Origin of the sequence: Alishewanella jeotgali KCTC 22429 (assembly GCF_000245735.1) — a bacterium.
GTDB lineage: Bacteria > Pseudomonadota > Gammaproteobacteria > Enterobacterales > Alteromonadaceae > Alishewanella > Alishewanella jeotgali.
The window spans coordinates 36,030-55,182 of sequence record NZ_AHTH01000051.1 but is presented as its reverse complement, the minus strand read 5'-3'; the positions used below and the strand labels follow the sequence as shown (position 1 = coordinate 55,182).

15 protein-coding genes are annotated in these 19,153 nt (G+C 51.4%); 3 read left to right on the top strand and 12 right to left on the bottom strand.

Annotation, left to right across the window (positions count from 1 at the left end; genetic code table 11):
- Nucleotides 1-41: 41 nt before the first annotated feature.
- Together AJE_RS16400 and AJE_RS16395 are read right to left on the bottom strand one after the other, a co-directional pair.
- Nucleotides 42-434 carry a DUF2750 domain-containing protein gene (locus AJE_RS16400; RefSeq protein WP_008951786.1) on the bottom strand — a complete coding sequence of 131 codons (393 nt, stop codon included), beginning with the start codon at nucleotides 432-434 and terminating at the stop codon, nucleotides 42-44.
- Between the two features lie 76 nt (nucleotides 435-510).
- Nucleotides 511-933 (bottom strand): YqaA family protein, encoded by a 423-nt coding sequence (locus AJE_RS16395; RefSeq protein WP_039928959.1) that lies wholly within the window; start codon nucleotides 931-933, stop codon nucleotides 511-513.
- Nucleotides 934-1,158: 225 nt separating this feature from the next.
- On the opposite strand from AJE_RS16395, the gene AJE_RS16390 reads away from it, so the two are divergent.
- Entirely contained in the window at nucleotides 1,159-2,709 is a 1,551-nt protein-coding gene (locus AJE_RS16390; protein ID WP_008951784.1) for a methyl-accepting chemotaxis protein, read from the top strand.
- 29 nt (nucleotides 2,710-2,738) lie between these two features.
- Here AJE_RS16390 and AJE_RS16385 read toward each other — a convergent pair whose 3' ends face one another.
- The 8 genes from AJE_RS16385 to AJE_RS16350 all read right to left on the bottom strand — a co-directional run bounded on the left by AJE_RS16385 (nucleotide 2,739) and on the right by AJE_RS16350 (nucleotide 14,316).
- On the bottom strand, nucleotides 2,739-5,852 hold the full coding sequence (locus tag AJE_RS16385; protein WP_008951783.1) for an error-prone DNA polymerase: 3,114 nt from the start codon (nucleotides 5,850-5,852) through the stop codon (nucleotides 2,739-2,741).
- 9 nt (nucleotides 5,853-5,861) lie between these two features.
- Nucleotides 5,862-7,265 (bottom strand): Y-family DNA polymerase, encoded by a 1,404-nt coding sequence (locus tag AJE_RS16380; RefSeq protein ID WP_008951782.1) that lies wholly within the window; start codon nucleotides 7,263-7,265, stop codon nucleotides 5,862-5,864.
- Nucleotides 7,266-7,275: 10 nt separating this feature from the next.
- Nucleotides 7,276-7,938 carry a translesion DNA synthesis-associated protein ImuA gene (gene imuA, locus AJE_RS16375; protein WP_008951781.1) on the bottom strand — a complete coding sequence of 221 codons (663 nt, stop codon included), beginning with the start codon at nucleotides 7,936-7,938 and terminating at the stop codon, nucleotides 7,276-7,278.
- Between the two features lie 116 nt (nucleotides 7,939-8,054).
- On the bottom strand, nucleotides 8,055-9,209 hold the full coding sequence (rlmC, locus tag AJE_RS16370; RefSeq protein WP_008951780.1) for a 23S rRNA (uracil(747)-C(5))-methyltransferase RlmC: 1,155 nt from the start codon (nucleotides 9,207-9,209) through the stop codon (nucleotides 8,055-8,057).
- 4 nt (nucleotides 9,210-9,213) lie between these two features.
- The gene (locus tag AJE_RS16365; protein ID WP_008951779.1) at nucleotides 9,214-10,467 is read right to left on the bottom strand and encodes an alkaline phosphatase family protein; all 1,254 of its coding nucleotides are present in this window, start codon (nucleotides 10,465-10,467) and stop codon (nucleotides 9,214-9,216) included.
- A gap of 141 nt (nucleotides 10,468-10,608) precedes the next feature.
- The gene (gene thpR, locus AJE_RS16360; RefSeq protein ID WP_008951778.1) at nucleotides 10,609-11,133 is read right to left on the bottom strand and encodes an RNA 2',3'-cyclic phosphodiesterase; all 525 of its coding nucleotides are present in this window, start codon (nucleotides 11,131-11,133) and stop codon (nucleotides 10,609-10,611) included.
- A gap of 3 nt (nucleotides 11,134-11,136) precedes the next feature.
- Nucleotides 11,137-13,428, bottom strand: a complete 2,292-nt coding sequence (locus AJE_RS16355; RefSeq protein ID WP_008951777.1) for a YgiQ family radical SAM protein — start codon at nucleotides 13,426-13,428, stop codon at nucleotides 11,137-11,139.
- 156 nt (nucleotides 13,429-13,584) lie between these two features.
- Nucleotides 13,585-14,316 carry a helix-turn-helix domain-containing protein gene (locus AJE_RS16350; RefSeq protein WP_157999939.1) on the bottom strand — a complete coding sequence of 244 codons (732 nt, stop codon included), beginning with the start codon at nucleotides 14,314-14,316 and terminating at the stop codon, nucleotides 13,585-13,587.
- A gap of 139 nt (nucleotides 14,317-14,455) precedes the next feature.
- Between AJE_RS16350 and rhlP the strand changes: the two genes are divergently transcribed.
- Nucleotides 14,456-15,346: a rhombotarget lipoprotein gene (gene rhlP, locus AJE_RS16345; RefSeq protein WP_008951775.1), complete on the top strand. Its 891-nt coding sequence runs from the start codon at nucleotides 14,456-14,458 to the stop codon at nucleotides 15,344-15,346.
- A 22-nt stretch (nucleotides 15,347-15,368) separates the two neighbouring features.
- Nucleotides 15,369-16,247 carry a cation diffusion facilitator family transporter gene (locus AJE_RS16340; RefSeq protein WP_008951774.1) on the top strand — a complete coding sequence of 293 codons (879 nt, stop codon included), beginning with the start codon at nucleotides 15,369-15,371 and terminating at the stop codon, nucleotides 16,245-16,247.
- An 8-nt stretch (nucleotides 16,248-16,255) separates the two neighbouring features.
- On the opposite strand, the gene AJE_RS16335 is transcribed toward AJE_RS16340, so the two are convergent.
- Both AJE_RS16335 and AJE_RS16330 read right to left on the bottom strand, forming a co-directional pair.
- The gene (locus AJE_RS16335; RefSeq protein WP_008951773.1) at nucleotides 16,256-17,671 is read right to left on the bottom strand and encodes a phosphomannomutase; all 1,416 of its coding nucleotides are present in this window, start codon (nucleotides 17,669-17,671) and stop codon (nucleotides 16,256-16,258) included.
- Nucleotides 17,672-17,732: 61 nt separating this feature from the next.
- Entirely contained in the window at nucleotides 17,733-19,145 is a 1,413-nt protein-coding gene (locus AJE_RS16330; protein ID WP_008951772.1) for a mannose-1-phosphate guanylyltransferase/mannose-6-phosphate isomerase, read from the bottom strand.
- Between the last annotated feature and the right edge of the window lie 8 nt (nucleotides 19,146-19,153).

Genomic DNA, 19,153 nt, shown 5'->3' with positions numbered 1-19,153 from the left:
CGGCAGGTTCCCCTGCCGTTTCTTCTGGTATTGCCGCTGGCTTAAGCTTCGTCTTCCAGCTCGTTCACCAGGGTTTCGGCTAATTCGTCCGGCGTTACCACCACGCCAGGACCGTCCGTATCCGGCAGTACAGCGATACTTAATTCGTCACCGTTTAAGCCTTCAGTCCATTTTTCCAGCCAGGTATCGATGGCAACAGCCTGAGCGGTACAATTTGACCACTCGCCTTCGATCCACTGTTCTGCCAGCTCAGCATGTGGCCATACCGGAATGCAACGCTCGTCCTCGGCGCTGACCAGCACAAAGCCTTCGTCATCGGTCAGGATCCAGATCTGCTCCAGATCGGCGACGGCCTTAATAAAATACTCATAGCGCTGTTCCGCATCCAGCGCGATGATCCGGGCCAGTTCTTCAGCAGTCAGTTGATAATCCATAGTGTGTTCTCTTTGCCAGTAAATACTGCTAATGATGACGGATCCGCTGCGCAAAAGCTATCAGAAAAACACGCTGTTACCAGAGCTGATGTCCCAGCCAAATCAACAGCGCATAGCGTAGCCCCTTACCCAGTGCCACCAGCAGCAAAAACAACCGGAACGGTACCCGGAGTACCCCGGCAACCATGGTCAGCGGATCACCCACCACCGGTAACCAGGCAAAGAGTAAACTCCAGCGGCCATAACGCTGAAACTGTGTTGTCGCCCGCGTCAGTGCAGCGGCTGAAATGGGAAACCAACTTTTATGCTGAAAGCGCAGCAACTCCCGACCAAGATACCAGTTAACACAAGATCCCAGGGTATTACCAAGGGTCGCTGCCAACCACAACCAAACAGGTAGATAGCCCTGCGCCAGTAAGGCCAGTAGCAGCAATTCGGAGGAGGCTGGGAATAGCGTCGCGGCGATAAAGCCGGTTAGAAAAAGTGAAAAATAAGCCACAGCATAGTTCTGTCTGATCAGGTGCGGCAAAGTCTAGCATTTTCAAGTGACTTTTAGGTAAAGCTGCCGGTTTTTGTTTAGGTTTGTCATAGGTAAAACCACGGCTAAGTCACTGGCAAAAAATAAGCTTTCCGATAGACTTTAGTCTAAAAGCCGCCGCTAGCTATTTACAAAGATCGCGGCATTCTCCAACCTGCCAAAAGTATTAGTGTTTCCGGAGTGCCTATGTCTACCCCGCTGATCCGTCATACTGTATTTCTGGTGCTGTTAACGACACTGCTAAGCTTACTGTTGTGGCTGACCAAGCCAATGCTGGCTGTGTTCATAACAGTGCTGTTAAGTGCTGCTTATTTATTTTTGCTACCAGCACAGAAAACGGCAGCGTCAGATCCCGCTCAGGCTCAGACGCAACAGACTTCAGATCGGATGGTCCGCAATATCACCGAAGCGACCTCGAAGATGGCAATAGGCGCGGCAGAAGTGTCCTTTTATATTGATGCCTTGATTAAAGATATTAAACATAGCAGCGATGATAGCCAGCAACTGGCCAATGCCAGCCAGAGTGTGGCAGCCGGCAGCAGTGATTTAAATCATAACCTGCAAACCATAAATCAAACGATAAATCAAACCGCCAGCGCTTCAGAGCAGGCAGATAAAAACCTGCAAAATGGTGTGGTGCGGATTGAAGCATTGGCGCAAGCGGTCGCCAATGCGGCAGCCGAATTACAAAGCCTGCGCAGCAGCGCTGATAAAATTCAGCATATCACCGAAGTAATTAATAACGTCGCAGCGCAAACTAATCTATTGGCGCTGAATGCCGCCATTGAAGCAGCTCGCGCCGGTGAACAAGGGCGCGGCTTTGCGGTGGTGGCCGACGAGGTACGGGCACTGGCAGGTAAAACAGCCGGCGCAACCAAAGATATTGCGAATATGTTGCAGGAGATCCGCAACCAAAGTAGCCATACTGCCGAGTTAATGCAGCAATTAGAACATTCCAGCCATCAAGCACAAGACGAGTTACAGCAGGTGGCAATAGGCGTCAATCATATTAGCCAGGAAGTCAAACAAGCATCAGGTGCTCTGCGGGAAATTGAGCAATTAAGTGATACGCTACAAAGTAATAGCAGCCAAATCAGTGGTGCTATCGACAATATCAGTAGTGCGCTGGTACAAATTGAGCAAAAAGGCACCCGGATTGCCGGTCAGGCAGTAGAGGTATCGATTGAAACTGAAACCATCTACCGGGAACTGAGCACTCAGGCCAGTAACAGTTTTTACCAACCGATCTTTGAAGAAGCCAAACAAGCGGCTTCGGCTATCGCAACGACGCTAAGCCAGCTGATTAAAGAAGGTAAGGTCTCAGAAGCAGAGTTATTTGCCGAAAAATATCAACCTATCGCCAATACTAACCCACAAAAATTCAGTACCGCCTATGACAAGCTGACTGATCAATTATTCCCCGCTATTCAGGAGCCGATTTTAAGCCGGCATCAGAATGTACTCTATGCCGGCGCAGTCGATCGCAAGGGTTACTTCCCAACCCATAATAAAAAATTCAGTCAGCCGCTGACCGGTAATTACGATAAGGATTTGCTGCAAAATCGTACCAAACGGATATTTAGTGACCGAACCGGCAGCCGCTGTGGCAGCAACACTGAGCCGATGCTACTGCAAACCTATAAAAGAGATACCGGCGAAATTGTGCATGACTTATCGGTACCTATCTATGTTAATGGCAAGCACTGGGGCGGCTTTCGGATTGGCTTTAAACGCTAACCTCAGTTTGTAGCCGCCAGCCTTGTTGGCTAGTGAAAATCCCGTGACCCGGCCGGCAGAGCTTCCAGTAAGGGCGTCAGATCGGTCAGACGTCCGGCAATCACATGCTCGACCTCGCCTTCGCGCTCTAAAATACCATTTACCTGCAGGATCTTCGCCGTCAGATAGGGCTGTTGCTGTGCCAGAGCCGTCCCCTGCCATACCACCACATTGATATTACCGCTTTCATCCTCCAGCGTTAAAAAAGTAACGCCGGCGGCAGTCCCCGGGCACTGCCGGCAAGTCACTAAGCCGGCGACCTTAACCACTGCCTGTTGTCGCACTGTCGCCAAGTCGCTAGCCAACGTACAACCAGCCAACTTCCCACGCTGGCGCAAATAGTGCAGTGGATGATAATCAAGACTAAACCCCAGCGCCTGATAATCTTCCAGCATCGCTTCGCGCTCGCTGGGTGGCTGCAGCAGCGGCGTCGCCGGTTCAGCTACAGCGGCAAATAACGGTAGCTGCGTTTGCTGATCCAGCAAATGCCAGCGACTGTTATAACGATCACCAGTTAAGCTCTGCAAGGCATTGCTACTGGCCAGCGCCGCCAGTTCGCGGGCATTTAATCCTAATTGCTTTAACTGTGCCGGATGACAAAAGCCCGCCGCTGGCCGCTGCTGTAATAGCTGTTGCAGCGTCTGTGGGCTTAAGCCCTTAACCTGTTGTAAACCAAGCCGGATAGCCCAATCGCCCTGATGCAGGACCAATTGGTGAGCAGCAGCGGAGGCATTAATACAGACCGGCAGCACCCTAAGCTGATGACGTCTGGCATCCTGAATAAGCTGCGACGGGCTATAAAACCCCATGGGATAGCTGTTTAACAGGGCGGTATAAAATGCCGCCGGAAAATAATGTTTTAACCAGGCAGAAACATAGGCCAGTACTGCAAAGCTAGCGGAATGCGACTCCGGAAAACCGTACTCGCCAAAGCCACAAATTTGCTGATAGATCCGCTCAGCAAAGTCTTGCTGATAGCCGCGGCTTAGCATGCCATTGATCAGCTTTTCTTTAAACTGCAACAGCTCACCGGTTTTCTTCCAACTGGCCATGGCGCGTCTGAGTTGATCCGCTTCGCCACCGCTAAAACCAGCGGCCACCATTGCCAGCTGAATCACCTGCTCCTGAAAAATCGGTACGCCCAGGGTACGGGATAACACGCCGGCGACTGCCTCGGAAGGATAGGTTACCGCCTCCTTGCCGTGCCGGCGCAGCAAATATGGGTGCACCATATCCCCCTGGATCGGTCCTGGCCGCACTATCGCTATCTGAATCACCAAGTCGTAATAGCAGGCTGGCCTGAGCCTTGGCAGCATGCTCATCTGTGCCCGGGATTCAATCTGAAACACCCCCACTGTATCCGCCTGTTGAATTTGCCGGTACACCTGAGGGTCATCACCATAGCCATTAATTGCCGCAATACTAAGCGTCAAGCCATAGTGTTGCTGTACCAACTGAAAACAGCGGCGGATCGCCGTTAACATGCCCAAAGCCAACACATCGACCTTTAACAGCCCCAGGGTTTCCAGATCATCTTTATCCCACTGGATCACAGTGCGCTCAGCCATGGCCGCATTTTCTACCGGTACCAACTCATACAAAGGGCCGGCCGAGATCACAAAGCCCCCGACATGCTGTGATAAGTGCCGCGGAAAGCCGCGGATTTGCTCCACCAGCTGCACCAGCTGCTGCCCCAGACCTTGTTCGGTATTCAGTCCAAGCTGGCTAAGCTGTTGTTGCCAGCTGACCACACCATGGCGGCGGTTCAGGTTTTTAATAAAATGCTCCAGTTGCATTTCATTAATCCCCAGCGCCTTCCCAACATCACGGATCGCGCTTTTCAAGCGGTAGCTGATCACCGTTGCCGCCAGCGCTGCCCGCTCGCGGCCATATTTCTGATACAGATACTGCATCACTTCTTCGCGCCTTTCGTGCTCAAAATCTACGTCTATATCCGGCGGCTCCTGCCGCTCGCGGGATAAAAAGCGTTCAAACAGCACCTTAATCTGCCGCGGATCGACAGCGGTAATTTCCAGGCAATAACAGACCACCGAATTAGCAGCAGAGCCGCGGCCCTGATATAAAATGCCGCGCGCTTTTGCAAACTGCACCAAATCATAGATGGTCAGAAAAAAGTACTCATAACGCAGCTCGGCAATCAGCGCCAATTCCTTATCAATCAGCGCCTGGATCGACGCTGCCGGCCCTGCTGTACCAAAACGCTGCCGGGCTCCGGCTTGCACCAGTTGCTGCAAATACTGACTGGCACTAAGATCAGACGGCACCAGCTCAGATGGATATTCATAACGCAGCTCATCCAGCGAGAACTGGCACGCTGCAGCCAGCGTCACGCTCTGCGCCAGTGCAGCAGCGGGATAGAGCTTCGCCAGTTTGCTCAGGGGTCTTAAACAGGCCTCAGCATTACTCAGCAACTGGCGGCCTAATTGCTGGACCGGCGTTTTCAGGCGAATGGCAGTCAAAGTTTGCTGTAATGCCAGTCGCTCACGCTGATGCATTAATACCGCACCTACCGCCAGCTGTGGCAGCGCAAAATCGTGGGCCAGCGTCTGACAATACGCCAGGTAGCGCGCTTCGCGATAACGCAATTGCCGTACTAGCGCCAGGTGCAGGCGGCCACTAAAATGCCGGCTTAATAATTGCCCCCAGTACTGGTCCACTTCTGCCTCCCCCTGCGGCAACCAGAGTGCCAGGCAATGCTTGCTGCTGCGTAAATCCCATTCTTCCAGCTGGTAATGGCCTTTTTCAGCGCGCCGTCGGGCATTGGTAATAATGCGGCACAGCTCAGCATAGGCTTGCCGATCCGGACACAGCAGTACTAAAGACAGGCCAGGCAGCTGAAAATAACTGCCAATGATCAGTTTTAACGGTAATTGCTGCTGCTTGATTTGCCGGTGTGCCCGCACTACCCCAGCGACCGAACATTCATCGGTCAGTGCCAGCGCCTGATAGCCCAAAGACACCGCCGTGCTAACTAACTCCTCCGGCGAGGAGGCGCCTTGTAAAAAACTAAAGTTCGAGCGGCAAAATAACTCCGCGTAGGCTACGGCCCCGGATGGCGGCGCTGCCGCTGACGTTTCGCTCATCGGCCCCCCTTAGCTAAACCAACCCTGCAGATACCATTGCTGCTGCGGTGTGCGGTATACCCACCACAGCTGCCCCTGCTCAGTGCGGGCCAGATAATAATCCCGCTGCAATAAGGTGCCGCTTTGCCAGCACAGTTGCTCCAAACGCTCGGCACCACTTAACAGCGTCACCGCCTCGGTTAAAGGCAGGGCTTTGGGTAGTTGTAAAATAGGTCTGAGTTGATAACAAAGCGCCGCATTCAATGCCGGCAGCGCCGCTAAAGTTGATGCCGATGACTCAGCCTCCGGCCAGTGACTCAGGCTTAGCAGCGGTGTCACCACCGCCTGCTCCCCCAGGCGGGCTACCAGCACACTGAGCAGTTGTGCTTTGCTCAGCGGCTGTGAGCGCTGTGCCAGTAAATTACAACTTGCGCGCTGATCGGGTACATAGTCTGTTGCCGCCAATTGCAGCGCATACACCGGCTCTGGCAGCTGCAGCTGCGCCAGGTGCAGGGACAGTAATTGCTGCCAGTTCGCAGCACAAGCTTCACCGGCCCGGGCGCGGATCTGCAGAGGTAAGGGGCTGTGCTGGCGAAACTGCAGGGTGAGCTGCAAACGCTGACACAGTAAGTTGGCCCGGCGTAAAAACTGCTGCAGTTGCTGTAACAATGGCTGTAACGGCTTTAATAACTGTGGACTTTCAGTAATTTCATAATGCAGCTGTAATTCACGGTTAAATTGCAGCCTGGGTCGGTAAAATTGTGGTAATTGCAGTACTCTGCCCGTTAATGCCGCCAGATATTGCAGCACGTCCTGAGAAAAACGCCGCGCCAGCTCTGCTGCCGGCAATGCCAGTAAGGGACCTAACTGCCGGATCCCCAACCGGGCTAACTGCTCAATGCTAGCCGCCGGCAGATCGCTGGCAGTTAACGGACAAAGTGCCAGCTTGGCCTGCTCTGCCGCTGGCGTTAAGTACAGCTCGGCCTGCCCGGAGCGGGCCAGTAATTTTGCAGCCAGCGGAGTTTGCCCCGCTGCAGCCAGATATTGATAGGGACAGTCTGCCAGTTGCAGCTGGAGTTGCTGCCAGTAACGGGCAGGATCCGGGTAGAGTTTTAGCATGCTACTCACCCGGATCAGCAAGGCATCCGGCGGCTGTAGCGCCAGATCGGCTGTCACCTGATATAACCGCTCCGCCAGCTGCTGCAGCAGCTGCTTTACCCGTGCCGGCTCAGGACTAAACAGCTGTAACTCACGACACAGTAACACGGCCGTTGCCACACTTTGCCCGACCTTGACCCCGGCTGCCGCTGCCAGTGAATTAACCCCCAGCAATTGATGTCGTTTCGGACATGCCAGCGCCATCGGCTGTGCCGGATATTGTACTGCCAGTTGATCAAGTTGCAGGCTGGGGAAATATAGATAAAGCCAGCGCATGACAAAGCCCTCAGGCGGTCTCAGCCAAAGCCGCCTGGGTGCGGGTCAGTACCGGATAAAGCTCAGGCCATTCATCTTGCCAGTTAAGATAAAATTGTTGCCCGGCCCAGCCGGCACGGCGCTTTAACACTTTAAGCTGCAAACCTTGAGGCTGTGGCAGTAGCTGTAGCGCCAGTGCTAAAGGCAGTGTTAATTCCGGCTGTTGCGTGGTCAATTGCAGCACTAACGCCTGCTGCGCCTGTGCTGCGAGCTGTAAACGACGTGCCGCCTTGCGCACCAGCGCCCTCTGCCAGAGCAGGACCAGACTACATAAACCACTTTGTAATAACTGCTCTGCAGCCCAGAGTGCATCCGTTTCACTGACACCGGAAAGCAACAGCAACTGTGACGGGTTAATCCCCTGTGCCGCCAACGGCTCTGCCTGGAGTAACTGCGGCGGATTAATCAGCCCCAGCAGGCCTTGCTGCTGCAGTTGTTTGAATAAGGGTAACAGTAAACGCAACTCGCCAATTGCCGGCTGACTTTGCAATACCAGCAAACCGGACGCCGGCCAGCCACCCAGTTGCCGGTCAAATTCGGCATAACCGGAACTTAGCTGCTGACCGGCAGCGGGTAAGGCTGAGCCTTGCCAGAGCCATTGCCGCTGCGTCAGTTGTTCAAGTAAGCTGTGCATAGATCACCAAAATACTGTTTATACATACAGTATATTTGCTGGTGTTAAAAATGCAAGTACCCACAGAGTGCTGGCTGTGGGCAAAGGTGTGTGGTTAGCGGGTTTACAAAATCGGATCAGGCGGTTTTAGCCCGCTGCTGTAACAGGGTCAGCACTTCGTAATGACTACTATGGGCAAATAAATCAAAAAGTTGCACCCGCAGTAACTGATAGTTATCCAACAGGGTCAAGTCCGCTGCCAGACTATTGGCATTGCAGCTGGAATAAATAATATAAGCGGGGGCCAGCTGTTTAATCGCCGTCACCAGCTCGACGCCTAAGCCGCGGCGGGGTGGATTCACGACCAGGAGATCCGGTGGGCTAACCGCCGCCGTGGCAAAAGCAGCGGAGTCCAGCGCCCTAAAATCGACCTGGGTTAACCCCAGTTCAGCCGCGGCCTGTTTAGCACTGGCAATGGCGGACGGCGCAATTTCAATCCCGGTCAGTGTCATCTGATTGCTGGCCAAATGTAAACCAAAACCGCCCACGCCACAGAACAGATCCCAGAGGTGCCGGATCGGCACGCCTTGTTGCGTAAGTTCCGCAGTCCAGGTTGCAGCTGTGGCATAGAGCCGGGCTGCCAATTCAGGATTGATCTGAAAAAAACTCTGCGGGCTTAAATACAGCGGTACCTGATTAAGTTGCTCGCGCAGCAACGCCTGCTCTGTTAACAGGATTTCTTCCGGCCCTTCCAGCAGCGCTGCCGGCTTGGGCTGTAAATTAACGCTGACCACCGACAACGCCGGTAAGCTCGCCAATAACCAGGGTAAATGCTTTTGCAACGCCGCCAGACAGTTCTTTGAACGCAGTACCAGACGCAGCATAAAGTGACCACTGTGATAACTTTGCTGCAGCAGCACATACTTGAGCTCGCCGCGGCGGGCGGCAATATCGTACGGGGTAAGCTGAGCACGGCTAATCAATTGCTTAATCACCGCAAAAACGGCCGCAAAGGCCGGCGGATATAAGGGGCAATCGGCGAGATCAACTGCCTGCCCCTGTTGATTTATGATCCCCAGTAGCGGCGCCTCACAGCTACCCTGCACTACCATCTTGGCTTTATAACGACACGCCTGTTGCTGACTTGCCACCGGCGCCAGGATCTCCAGCGGCGCCAAAGGAGAGACTAACTGCAACAGTTGTTGCTGCTTTAATGCCAACTGCTCGGCATAGGGCATCGCCAGCCATTGGCAGGACTGACAACGGCCTGCAACAAAATGCGCGCAATGCATCCGCTTAGTCCCGCAGTAACAGCGATAACGCGCGCGGATCACCCTGATTGGGCGCCGGTGTCAGGCCCACTACCCTGGCCATCACATTGTAAAAATCGACCATGCTTAATTGCGCTACCGTCGCCTGTTGTTTAAAGGCCGGTCCATAGGCAATCAGCATTCCCTGCATATCCGGCTCAGTATTGTCATAACCATGGCTGCCACGTGCTCTGAGAAAAGACGGATCAGCCTTTAAACCAGGTAATAAGCTGCGCCGGACAAAGATCCAGGGCTGCTCCGCCAGCAAAATAATCGGCGCGATGCGAACATGGTGTTGATGCTGAAAGCGTTCTGGCAACTCATGCTTGCGGTACAGGCGCATCTGCTCTGGGTTATAACGCCCGGCAATTTGCTGATACAGTAGCTCTTCCTGGCCATCTTTCGGGAAAATGCTGACAATTTCACGTGAAAAGCGGACATTCTGCGTTAAACTGCCATCAAACAACTCATCAGCAATAATATATTTGCGCTGATCGACCTCAGCCATACCATGGTCGGAACTGATGATCAGGTTGAGCTGTTCCGCCTGACCACGCTCCCGCAGCGTGTGCACCAGATAGGTAAGCTCAGCATCTACCTCGGCCAGAGCCTGAGCTACCTGCTCTGAGCGCGGGCCATAGTTATGACCAGCACTATCCACATCACTAAAATACAAGGTGATCACTCTTGGCCGCTCGGCTTCAGGCATCGCCAGCCAGGCCAGTACCTGCTCGGTGCGCTCACGGTTTGGTGTCTCATGCACATAGGGAAACCAGTAACTGGGCCGCTTACCTTTAATTTCTGCTTCCGAGCCCGGGAAAAAATAAGTGGCCGCCTTCACGCCCTGCAATTCAGCCGTGATCCAAATCGGCTCGCCCTGCCACCAGAAACCATCTGCGACCTGATCCGCCATACTCATCGCAAAATGTCGTTGATGCTCAGGATCATACATCGAGTTATCAACAATACCGTGCCGCTCCGGGTGTAAACCGGTGACCAGTGAATAATGATTGGGGAAGGTTTTACTTGGAAATACCGGCTGTAATTGTTTGACATGCACACCGCCCGCCGCCAGTTCGGCTAGCATCGGTGCCTGATGCAAACTCAGGTAGTCATGACGCAGACCGTCAATTGAAATAATCAGCAAACTGTTTTGACTGGCAGCAGTAGTATTAGGTGTGGCTGGTGGCTGATGGCAGCCAAGTAGCAACAGGCTGATAAAAAACACAAAAAATTTCATAAGTATCAGGTCCGGATCGAAATTAGCCTGATCTTAGCAACTCAGGCAGAAAACCATTAAGTGTACTGATTTTTGTTGACCGCTTCATGACATTTTGCCGGTTATTGCCGGCACTTTACCGAAAGCGGCCTCAGGCTTTGCTTAACTGATTAATTTAAAGCGCTGCAATGGCAAGTACTCTAAGGCTTCGCTTTCACGCCGTGATTGATAGAGCGCAAACTCCCGCACCTTAAGTCTGAGTGGCGTGACGCGCTGTTGCCCCTCAAACAGCGCTTGGCGCGCCAGCGTGATATGCGGCCGATACTCAGCATGTGGCTCGGTAAAGCCCTGTACCTGACAAAACTGCGCCAGCTGTTGTTGCAGCAGCAACAAGGCTGGTGGTATCGATGAGGGCGCCAGATACAGAATTTTCGGCTGCCTAAAGCCTGCCAGATAATCAAGCTGGAGCTCGAATGCAGCAGAGCGAAGCTTTGCAGCTGATTGCAATAACAGCTGCTGTTGCTCAGCCGTCACCTGCCCCAGAAAAAATAACGTCAGGTGCAAGTTTGTCACCGCTACGGCTTTGGCGCTGGGACAAGCTTGCAGCGCCTGCTGCTGATAAGGCGCTAATAGCTGTTGCTGCTGCGCCGAAAAACACAAACTAAAAAACAGCCGCCTGCTTTCCACTGCTCAGCTGCCGGCACGGCCGGTTTTTGCTGCCGGTTTACCTTTGACTGCCGGTTTACCTTTTAACGGTGCCTGGCTGGCCGGCTTAGATGCAGCCTGTTCTGCTTTGGCTTTACCGTTTGCTTTGCCGTTCGCTGTGCTGTGCTTTGACCTTGCTGTGGCCTGCGCAGCCGGATTTAAGCCAGTGTGCCGCGTTAATGCCGGCTTACCACCGCGCTGTGGTCTTTGCTGCTGCTCGTCTTTACTCTCCGGCGGCACCAGACAGTCTTTACCCCGGCCAATCAGGTGCTGCATTTTCAAGCGGATCAGCGCTTCACGAATGATCGGCCAACCTTTGGGATCATGATAACGCAGGATCGCTTTATGTAGCCGGCGCTGCCGCTCGCCCTTGGGCACCGGCACCACTTCGGTATTCGCTTTATTGATATTTTTCAGCGAATTCATTTCGGTATGATAAATGGTGGTGGCATTGGCCATTGGGCTCGGGTAGAAATTCTGTACCTGATCCAACCTAAAATCGCGTGCCTTTAACCACAGCGCCAGATTAATCATATCCAGATCGGTCGTTCCCGGGTGCGAGGCAATAAAATACGGGATCAGATACTGCTCTTTACCGGCTTCTTTACTAAAGCGGTCGAACATTTCTTTAAATTTGTCGTAGGCGCCCATGCCCGGTTTCATCATTTTCGACAAAGGCCCCTCTTCAGTATGCTCAGGGGCAATTTTTAAATAACCCCCGACATGGTGCTGCACTAACTCTTTGACATAATTTGGATCTTCTACCGCCAAATCGTAACGCACACCCGAGGCGACCAAAACCTTTTTAATGCCCGGTAAATTCCGGGCTTCACGGTACAGTTCAACCGTAGGGCTCTGATCGGTATCCATATGCTCGCAAATCGTCGGATAGACGCAGCTGGGGCGACGACAGGTTTGCTCGGCTTTCGGGTTTTTACAGTTTAACCGATACATATTGGCGGTCGGGCCACCCAGATCGGAGATCACCCCGGTAAAACCAGGGACTTTGTCGCGAATATCCTTGATCTCCTGCATAATCGACTCTTTCGAGCGACTTTGGATAATCCGTCCCTCATGCTCGGTAATCGAACAGAACGAGCAGCCGCCAAAACAGCCACGCATAATATTGACCGAGGTTTTAATCATCTCATAGGCGGGAATTTTCGCCTTGCCATACACCGGATGTGGTACCCGCTGATACGGCAAACCAAATACCAGATCCATTTCCGCAGTACTGAGCGGAAAGGCTGGTGGATTAACCCAGATATGCCGATCGCCATGGCGCTGCATAATGGCACGGGCACAGCCAGGGTTGGTTTCCTGATGTAAAATCCGTGATGCATGCGCATACAGCGGCTTATTCACACTGACCTGCTCAAAGGCGGGTAACTTAACGTACGTTTGCTCCCACGGCTTTTGCCGCGGCGCCTGCACCATAATTGGCTTAGCTTCAACCTCAGCGGGCTTGGTTAAATCAATACCGGCTTTAGCAAATTCGGAATAGCTGCTGCAGCCAACATCATCGGCGCCATAAGGATTCGGGATAGGGTCAATTTTACCGACTTTATCAATAGCGGTGGAATCGACGCCGCGCCAGCCCGGTAACGGCTCTTTGCGAATAACCGCTGTGCCACGTACATCCTGAATTTCGCTAACAGGTATGCCCGACGCAATACGATGTGCTACTTCTACCAGCGGTCGTTCGGCGTTGCCGTAGATTAAAATATCGGCCTTGGCATCAAAAATCACTGAACGGCGTACTTTTTCTGACCAGTAATCATAGTGCGCAATGCGGCGTAAACTGGCCTCAATACCGCCGATAATCACCGGCACCTCTTTGTAGGCTTCTTTACAACGCTGGGTATACACCGTCACCGCCCGATCCGGCCGCTTGCCGCCAATATCACCCGGTGTGTAAGCATCGTCATGCCGCAGTTTTTTATCAGCGGTATAACGGTTAATCATCGAGTCCATATTCCCGGCAGAAACGCCAAAAAACAGGTTCGGCTTCCCCAGGCGCATAAAGTCGTCTTTACTGTGCCAATCAGGCTGGCAAATCAGGCCGACGCGGTAGCCCTGGGCTTCCAGCATGCGGCCGACCACCGCCATACCAAAGCTCGGGTGATCGACATAGGCATCGCCCACCACTAGGATCACATCACAGCTGTCCCAGCCAAGCTTATCCATCTCGGCGCGTGACATCGGTAAAAAAGGTGCCGGACCAAAGCATTCAGCCCAGTATTTGGGATAAGAAAACAGGTCGCGTTCAGGCGCCATCCGCGCTACCGGAGCAGATTTACGGGATAAGGGAGCAGTAGCAGTGGACATAAAACAAGCACCTGAGTGTTACAAGGGCGCGTATTATACATTAAGTCTGCCGCCAGTACGATGCGTGTCCTGACGGTGATACTGTAAAATCCGGCTAAAGTTCTGTCAACGCAGTTTATCTGCCTTTAAGAAACGCTTAAACAAACCAAAGCGCCAGTCCCGCATCAGGATTATAGTAGATACACCGGAGCGTTGTTCGAAGGGTAAATATTTATCTTGCTCTGTAAATTCATAAAAATCACGCTTCAATCGTTGTAATCTGGCTTGAAACTGTTGCCGGCTTTTTAACGACAACATGCCATTCAGTACCAGCATTTCCGGCTGCGGTTGCGTTGGGTTTGCTAAAAACTCGGTTGCCAACTGCTGTTGAAAAAACCGCTGCATCGGTCCATTTTCGCGCCACTGAAAATGAGGTGATATTTTGAGTTTGATACGATTTTCCGGCAATAAGCTAATAAGTTGCATTCGCTCCAGTTTAATCAACTTTTGAATGCATTCTGTCTTGGTCAGCTGATACCACTCCAGAATTTGCTCCAGCGTCCAGTAATGCAAAACCAGAAATGCAATCAATAATAGACAGAGATCTTCAGTCAGCTCTAACTCCTGTTGCTCAGTGAGTGCCGTTGTCAGTTGCTGCTGCTCGCTAAGTAATTGCAGCAAGTCAACAAACTCCAGGCCCAGTAATTGGCTGATTTGTTCTAACCGTTGCAGGGTAAATTGTTGTCGCGCAAACATCCGCTTCACAGTCGCCTCACTCAGTTTGAGCGCTTGGGCAACCTGAGCGTAAGTCATCCCCTGTCGACGCAGGGCCTGCTTTAACGCTTTTACTAACAACACACTCTGCTGCATACTGCTTAAAGTATTAATTTTTAATACCATGAAGCCTAACACAAACCACTTTTAATAATAAAGTAGCAATAATTATTGGGCTTGACTAAGGTAGATATCACCCCCTTAGTCCTGAAGGAAACCTGATATGTTTTTAAAAAGCGTCCGCTGTAACCTGCTGCTGTTGTTAGTGTTATCACTCAGTGGCTGCGCCAGTCAGCAATATGGTAGCCGCAGCAGCATCGTCGATTATCTGTATCCCAATACAGAGCAGGTTCAGATAGAACCCTCTATCCCTACCTTAAATTTACCACTACGGGTTGGGGTTGCCTTTGTTCCGGCTGAGCCTGGCCAGCGGCAAGGACATAACAACTGGGGAAGCTCCGCGACTGGACCCCAGCTGACTGAGCCGGCAAAACTAAAAATCATGGAGCAAATTGCCAATCATTTCAGGGATAAAGACTATATTGGTGATATTCAGGTTATTCCCAGCGCCTATCTAAGACCTCAGGGCAGTTTTGCAAACCTACAGCAATTGCAATCTATGTTTGGCATTGATGTGATTGCGCTGGTGTCCTTTGATCAAATTCAGTTTAGTGACGAGCGCAAAGCCGCCTTAAGTTATTGGACCCTAATTGGCGCTTACCTGGTTGCCGGTCAAAAAAATGATACCAGCACCTTAATGGATACTGCCGTCTATGATATCCGCAGCCGTAAATTACTGTTTCGGGCGCCCGGCATCAGTAACGTTAAGGGGCGCTCGACACCGGTTAATCTGGCAGAAGAATTACGCCAGGATAGTCAGCAGGGCTTTACTGAGGCCAGTACGCAAATGATTAGCAATCTGGAGCAGGAGTTAAGGCAATTCAGTGAGCGTTTAAAAGCCAAACCTGATGACATTAAAGTGGTACGCAGCAGCCAGTATAAAGGTGGCAGCTTGAACAGCCTGCTACTGCTGCTTGGGATGCCGCTGCTGTATTACCGTCGTCGTATGCACTTGCTGAAAAGCCCGACAGCTGTTACAACTCCCTTTAACTAGAGCTGCTTCCAAAAGGTTATTGATGCTTAACTTGCGCCCTCGCCAGTTGTTACTTGTCTCCTTGCTGGCGGGGTTCTTAACTATGGCGCTTAAGAGCCTGGCCTGGTACCTGACCGACTCTGTTGGCTTTTTATCGGATGCTCTGGAATCACTGGTCAATGTTGCGGGTGCCGGTTTTGCGTTATGGATGGTGACGATCGCCCGTCGGCCAGCGGATGATGGCCACCCCTTTGGGCATAGTAAAGCTGAGTATTTCTCTGCCGCTTTTGAAGGCGGCATGATTTTTCTGGCCGCACTGGCCATTTTGTTTAGCGCTGGCGAGCGGCTGCTAAACCCTCAATCCATTCAAGCGTTAGGCATTGGTACCCTGCTCACCGCACTGGCCAGCCTGATTAATCTGGCCGTGGCAATGTTATTGCTACGCGGTGGCAAAGACTGGCATTCACCGGCGCTGGAGGGCGATGGCAAACATCTGCTAACAGATGTCTGGACCACGGCAGGCGTAGTACTGGGCGTGGCTCTGGCCGTGATTTTTGAACAAAACTGGCTAGATCCCTTAGTCGCAATTCTGGTAGCGCTACATATATTACTAGAAGGTAGCCGGATCTTACGTAATGCCATAAACGGTTTGATGGATCCGGCTTTACCAGCGGAGCAGTTAATGGCATTAATCCAGATTCTAGATAATATTGCGCCACAGCAAGTACAATTCGCCAATATACGTACTCGTGCTGCTGCCACCCAGGCTTTTGCACTGGTGGATTTGAGGGTTCCAGGGGATTGGACTATTGCTCAGGCCCATCAATTGGCAGACCAAGCTGAGCAACAACTTGCTTTGATAGGTATCCAGCTAACTGTACACCTGGAGCCGGATTCACAAACCGCTGATGTCCGGAGTTAGGATCCGACTTAAACCAATTTAAGCAAACTGCCTTGGTGCGCCAGATTACAGGCGTCTTCTGCAGTAGCCGCTTCACTGTAAATTCTCAATTCTGGTGCATTACCTGAAGCTCTGAAATGCAAAATATTGCCATTTTGTAGCCGTATACGTACACCGTCAGTACGATCAACATCTTCAGTACAGCGACTATTAATGCCGAGTTGCTGCAAAATATGATTCGGTTGTTCTGCCGCTTGGGCTAAGAAACGCTGGCTTTGTTCAGCAGTTACCCGCTGAATACGTTCGCTCGCTGTAAAGCGCTGTGGTAAGGCCGCAACCAAGTCAGACAGCGGCTGCACGCCCGCTCGCAACATGATCATAATAAAAGGCAATAACGCATCGCGAGTCGGCAGTGCAGTTAATGTTGCGCCCTCTAATTGTACGTCTGAAGCAAGCAAAAAACCGCCATTAGCTTCGAAACCCGCCACAGAAGAATAACGCTCCAACAAATATTGCATCGCTTCAATTACATAGGGGGAACCGATACGAGTGCGTTTAACTTCTATAAAGCTACCACAAAGATCAATAGCGCTGTTAGCATTAACCGGCACCGCAATAGCGCTAATTCCCAGGGCTTGAGCAGTGAGTAAACCCACCGTATCTCCCCGTAACCAATTCCCCTGATTGTCAGCGATCAATGGCCGATCGCCATCGCCATCAGTCGAAAAAATCGCATCAAAATGATAAGTCGCAGACCATTGCCTGGCTTTGTGTTGATCGGTAACCGATACCGCTTCGGTATCTATCGGAACGAACTCACTACTTCGTTCCAGCCGGGTAACTTTGGCACCTAACTCAGTCAGAATTTGATAGTACAACTCTCTTCCCGCGCAGGAATGCTCATATATGCCAAAATGCTTACCATGAAAACAATCTGGCGCGCAAATAGCCCGATACCGTTGTAAGTAGTTATCAGCTGCCAACTGTTCAGCAGATAAGGGGATGGCTTTCGCTTGAATAAGAAGCTCGTGACAACTCAGGATCTGTTGCTCGTCAACTTTACTAATTTCACCATCAGGCCGATAAAACTTTATGCCGTTACGATCAAAAGGAATGTGGCTACCGGTGATCATTATTGCAGGCATTCCATCCGCCATCGCCTGTAAAGCAAGAGCTGGGGTCGGCAGCACGCCATAGTAACGAACCGCCAATCCCAGCGCCTGGATCGTGCCAGCACAATACTGCGCTATCGCAGGGCTACTTGGCCTGTTATCAATTGCAAGTGCCACAGCGTGAAACGGATATCGACAGCTCAAGGTCTTTAAAAAACTTTGCGTAAAGGCAGTGCATACATCTGGAGTAAAGTTTTGCACCAATCCTCTGGCACCACTGGTACCAAAGGCAATGCCGCTATTAGCAATAATCTCGCTAATGAGTCTGGTCATTATTGCTCCCTTGTCGGCAATATCCGCGAGCTGATAAACGGCTTATCAATAAAAGGGGTCATTAATGACGACCATAGCGATCAGAAAAGCGTACTATGTCATCCTCACCAAGGTAAGCTCCGGACTGAACCTCTATCAGCTCTAGCGGGATTTTGCCAGGGTTCTCCAGTGAATGGACAGCACCGATAGGAATATATACTGACTGATTCTCAGTCAGGAGCTGTTCCTGTTCATTAATGGTTACCTTTGCGGTGCCATGCACTACTATCCAGTGTTCAGCGCGGTGATGATGCATCTGTATTGATAATTTCTCACCGGGCTTCACACTGATATGCTTAACCTGGTAACGATTACCGTGATCAATACTGTCATATTTACCCCAAGGACGATAAACTTCGCGATGGATAAAATGTTCGCTACGCCCCGCATTTTTTAATTGCTGCACGATATTTTTTACATCCTGCACTTGGTCTTTAGCTGCAACCAAAACCGCGTCCTTGGTCTGAATCACAATAGCGTTTTGCAAACCTACGGTAGCCACTATCCCTGTCTCGGCAAATACGTAATTTTCGCTGGAGCTATGTTGGAATACCTGTCCAAGGTGAACATTGCCGGCGGCATCTTTGTCACTGATTTCCCATAATGATGACCAGGAACCGACATCACTCCAACCTGCAGCCATCGGCACTACCACAGCCAAATTTGTTTTTTCCATTACAGCATAATCAATGGACTCTGCAGGGCAAGCAGCAAAAGCACCACTGTTCACCCGGATAAAGTCTAGATCGGATTCAGTATTTGCTATCGCTTTCTCACAGCATGCCAAAATATCGGGCCGAAATTTTCTCAACTCCGCCAAAAATATACTGGCTTTAAACATAAACATGCCACTGTTCCAATAATATTGGCCACTGCTGAGATACTGTAACGCCAGGTCTTTGTTCGGTTTTTCGACAAATTTTGATACGTAAAAGGCTTGCTCCGTGTTTTGGCAAACTGCTCCTCGCTGAATATAGCCATAACCCGTTTCCGGCGCGGTGGGCACTATGCCAAAGGTAACCAACTGCCCAGCCGTCGCTAACTCTGTCGCAATGGTAATTGCTTGATGAAAAGCCAGATTGTTTTGAATAACATGATCTGCAGCCAGCACCAGCAGTATGGGATCTTGTCCCTGATTAAGCGCAGTTAGGGCTGCCAGCGCAATGGCAGGCGCAGTATTGCGTCCCTCGGGTTCCAGAATAATGTTATGATCTAACTTATTAATTTGTCGAAGTTGCTCAGCAGCAATAAAGCGATGCTCTTCGTTACAAATCACCAGCGGTGTTTTAGCATTAACTCCCTGCAATCGCTGCACTGTGGCCTGCAACATAGTGCTGTCAGTGTACAATTTTAGGAATTGTTTTGGCATAAGTTCACGGGACAGCGGCCACAGCCGACTTCCAGTGCCGCCAGCGATAATTACCGGTAACAGCATACTCAATC

Bases quoted from the DNA above. Each gene is read 5' to 3' on its own strand.
- AJE_RS16400 (WP_008951786.1), bottom strand. From the start codon at position 434: ATGGATTATCAACTGACTGCTGAAGAACTGGCCCGGATCATCGCGCTG.
- AJE_RS16390 (WP_008951784.1), top strand. From the start codon at position 1,159: ATGTCTACCCCGCTGATCCGTCATACTGTATTTCTGGTGCTGTTAACG.
- AJE_RS16385 (WP_008951783.1), bottom strand. From the start codon at position 5,852: ATGAGCGAAACGTCAGCGGCAGCGCCGCCATCCGGGGCCGTAGCCTAC.
- AJE_RS16380 (WP_008951782.1), bottom strand. From the start codon at position 7,265: ATGCGCTGGCTTTATCTATATTTCCCCAGCCTGCAACTTGATCAACTG.
- imuA (WP_008951781.1), bottom strand. From the start codon at position 7,938: ATGCACAGCTTACTTGAACAACTGACGCAGCGGCAATGGCTCTGGCAA.
- rlmC (WP_008951780.1), bottom strand. From the start codon at position 9,209: ATGCATTGCGCGCATTTTGTTGCAGGCCGTTGTCAGTCCTGCCAATGG.
- AJE_RS16365 (WP_008951779.1), bottom strand. From the start codon at position 10,467: ATGAAATTTTTTGTGTTTTTTATCAGCCTGTTGCTACTTGGCTGCCAT.
- AJE_RS16355 (WP_008951777.1), bottom strand. From the start codon at position 13,428: ATGGCGCCTGAACGCGACCTGTTTTCTTATCCCAAATACTGGGCTGAA.
- rhlP (WP_008951775.1), top strand. From the start codon at position 14,456: ATGTTTTTAAAAAGCGTCCGCTGTAACCTGCTGCTGTTGTTAGTGTTA.
- AJE_RS16340 (WP_008951774.1), top strand. From the start codon at position 15,369: ATGCTTAACTTGCGCCCTCGCCAGTTGTTACTTGTCTCCTTGCTGGCG.
- AJE_RS16335 (WP_008951773.1), bottom strand. From the start codon at position 17,671: ATGACCAGACTCATTAGCGAGATTATTGCTAATAGCGGCATTGCCTTT.
- AJE_RS16330 (WP_008951772.1), bottom strand. From the start codon at position 19,145: ATGCTGTTACCGGTAATTATCGCTGGCGGCACTGGAAGTCGGCTGTGG.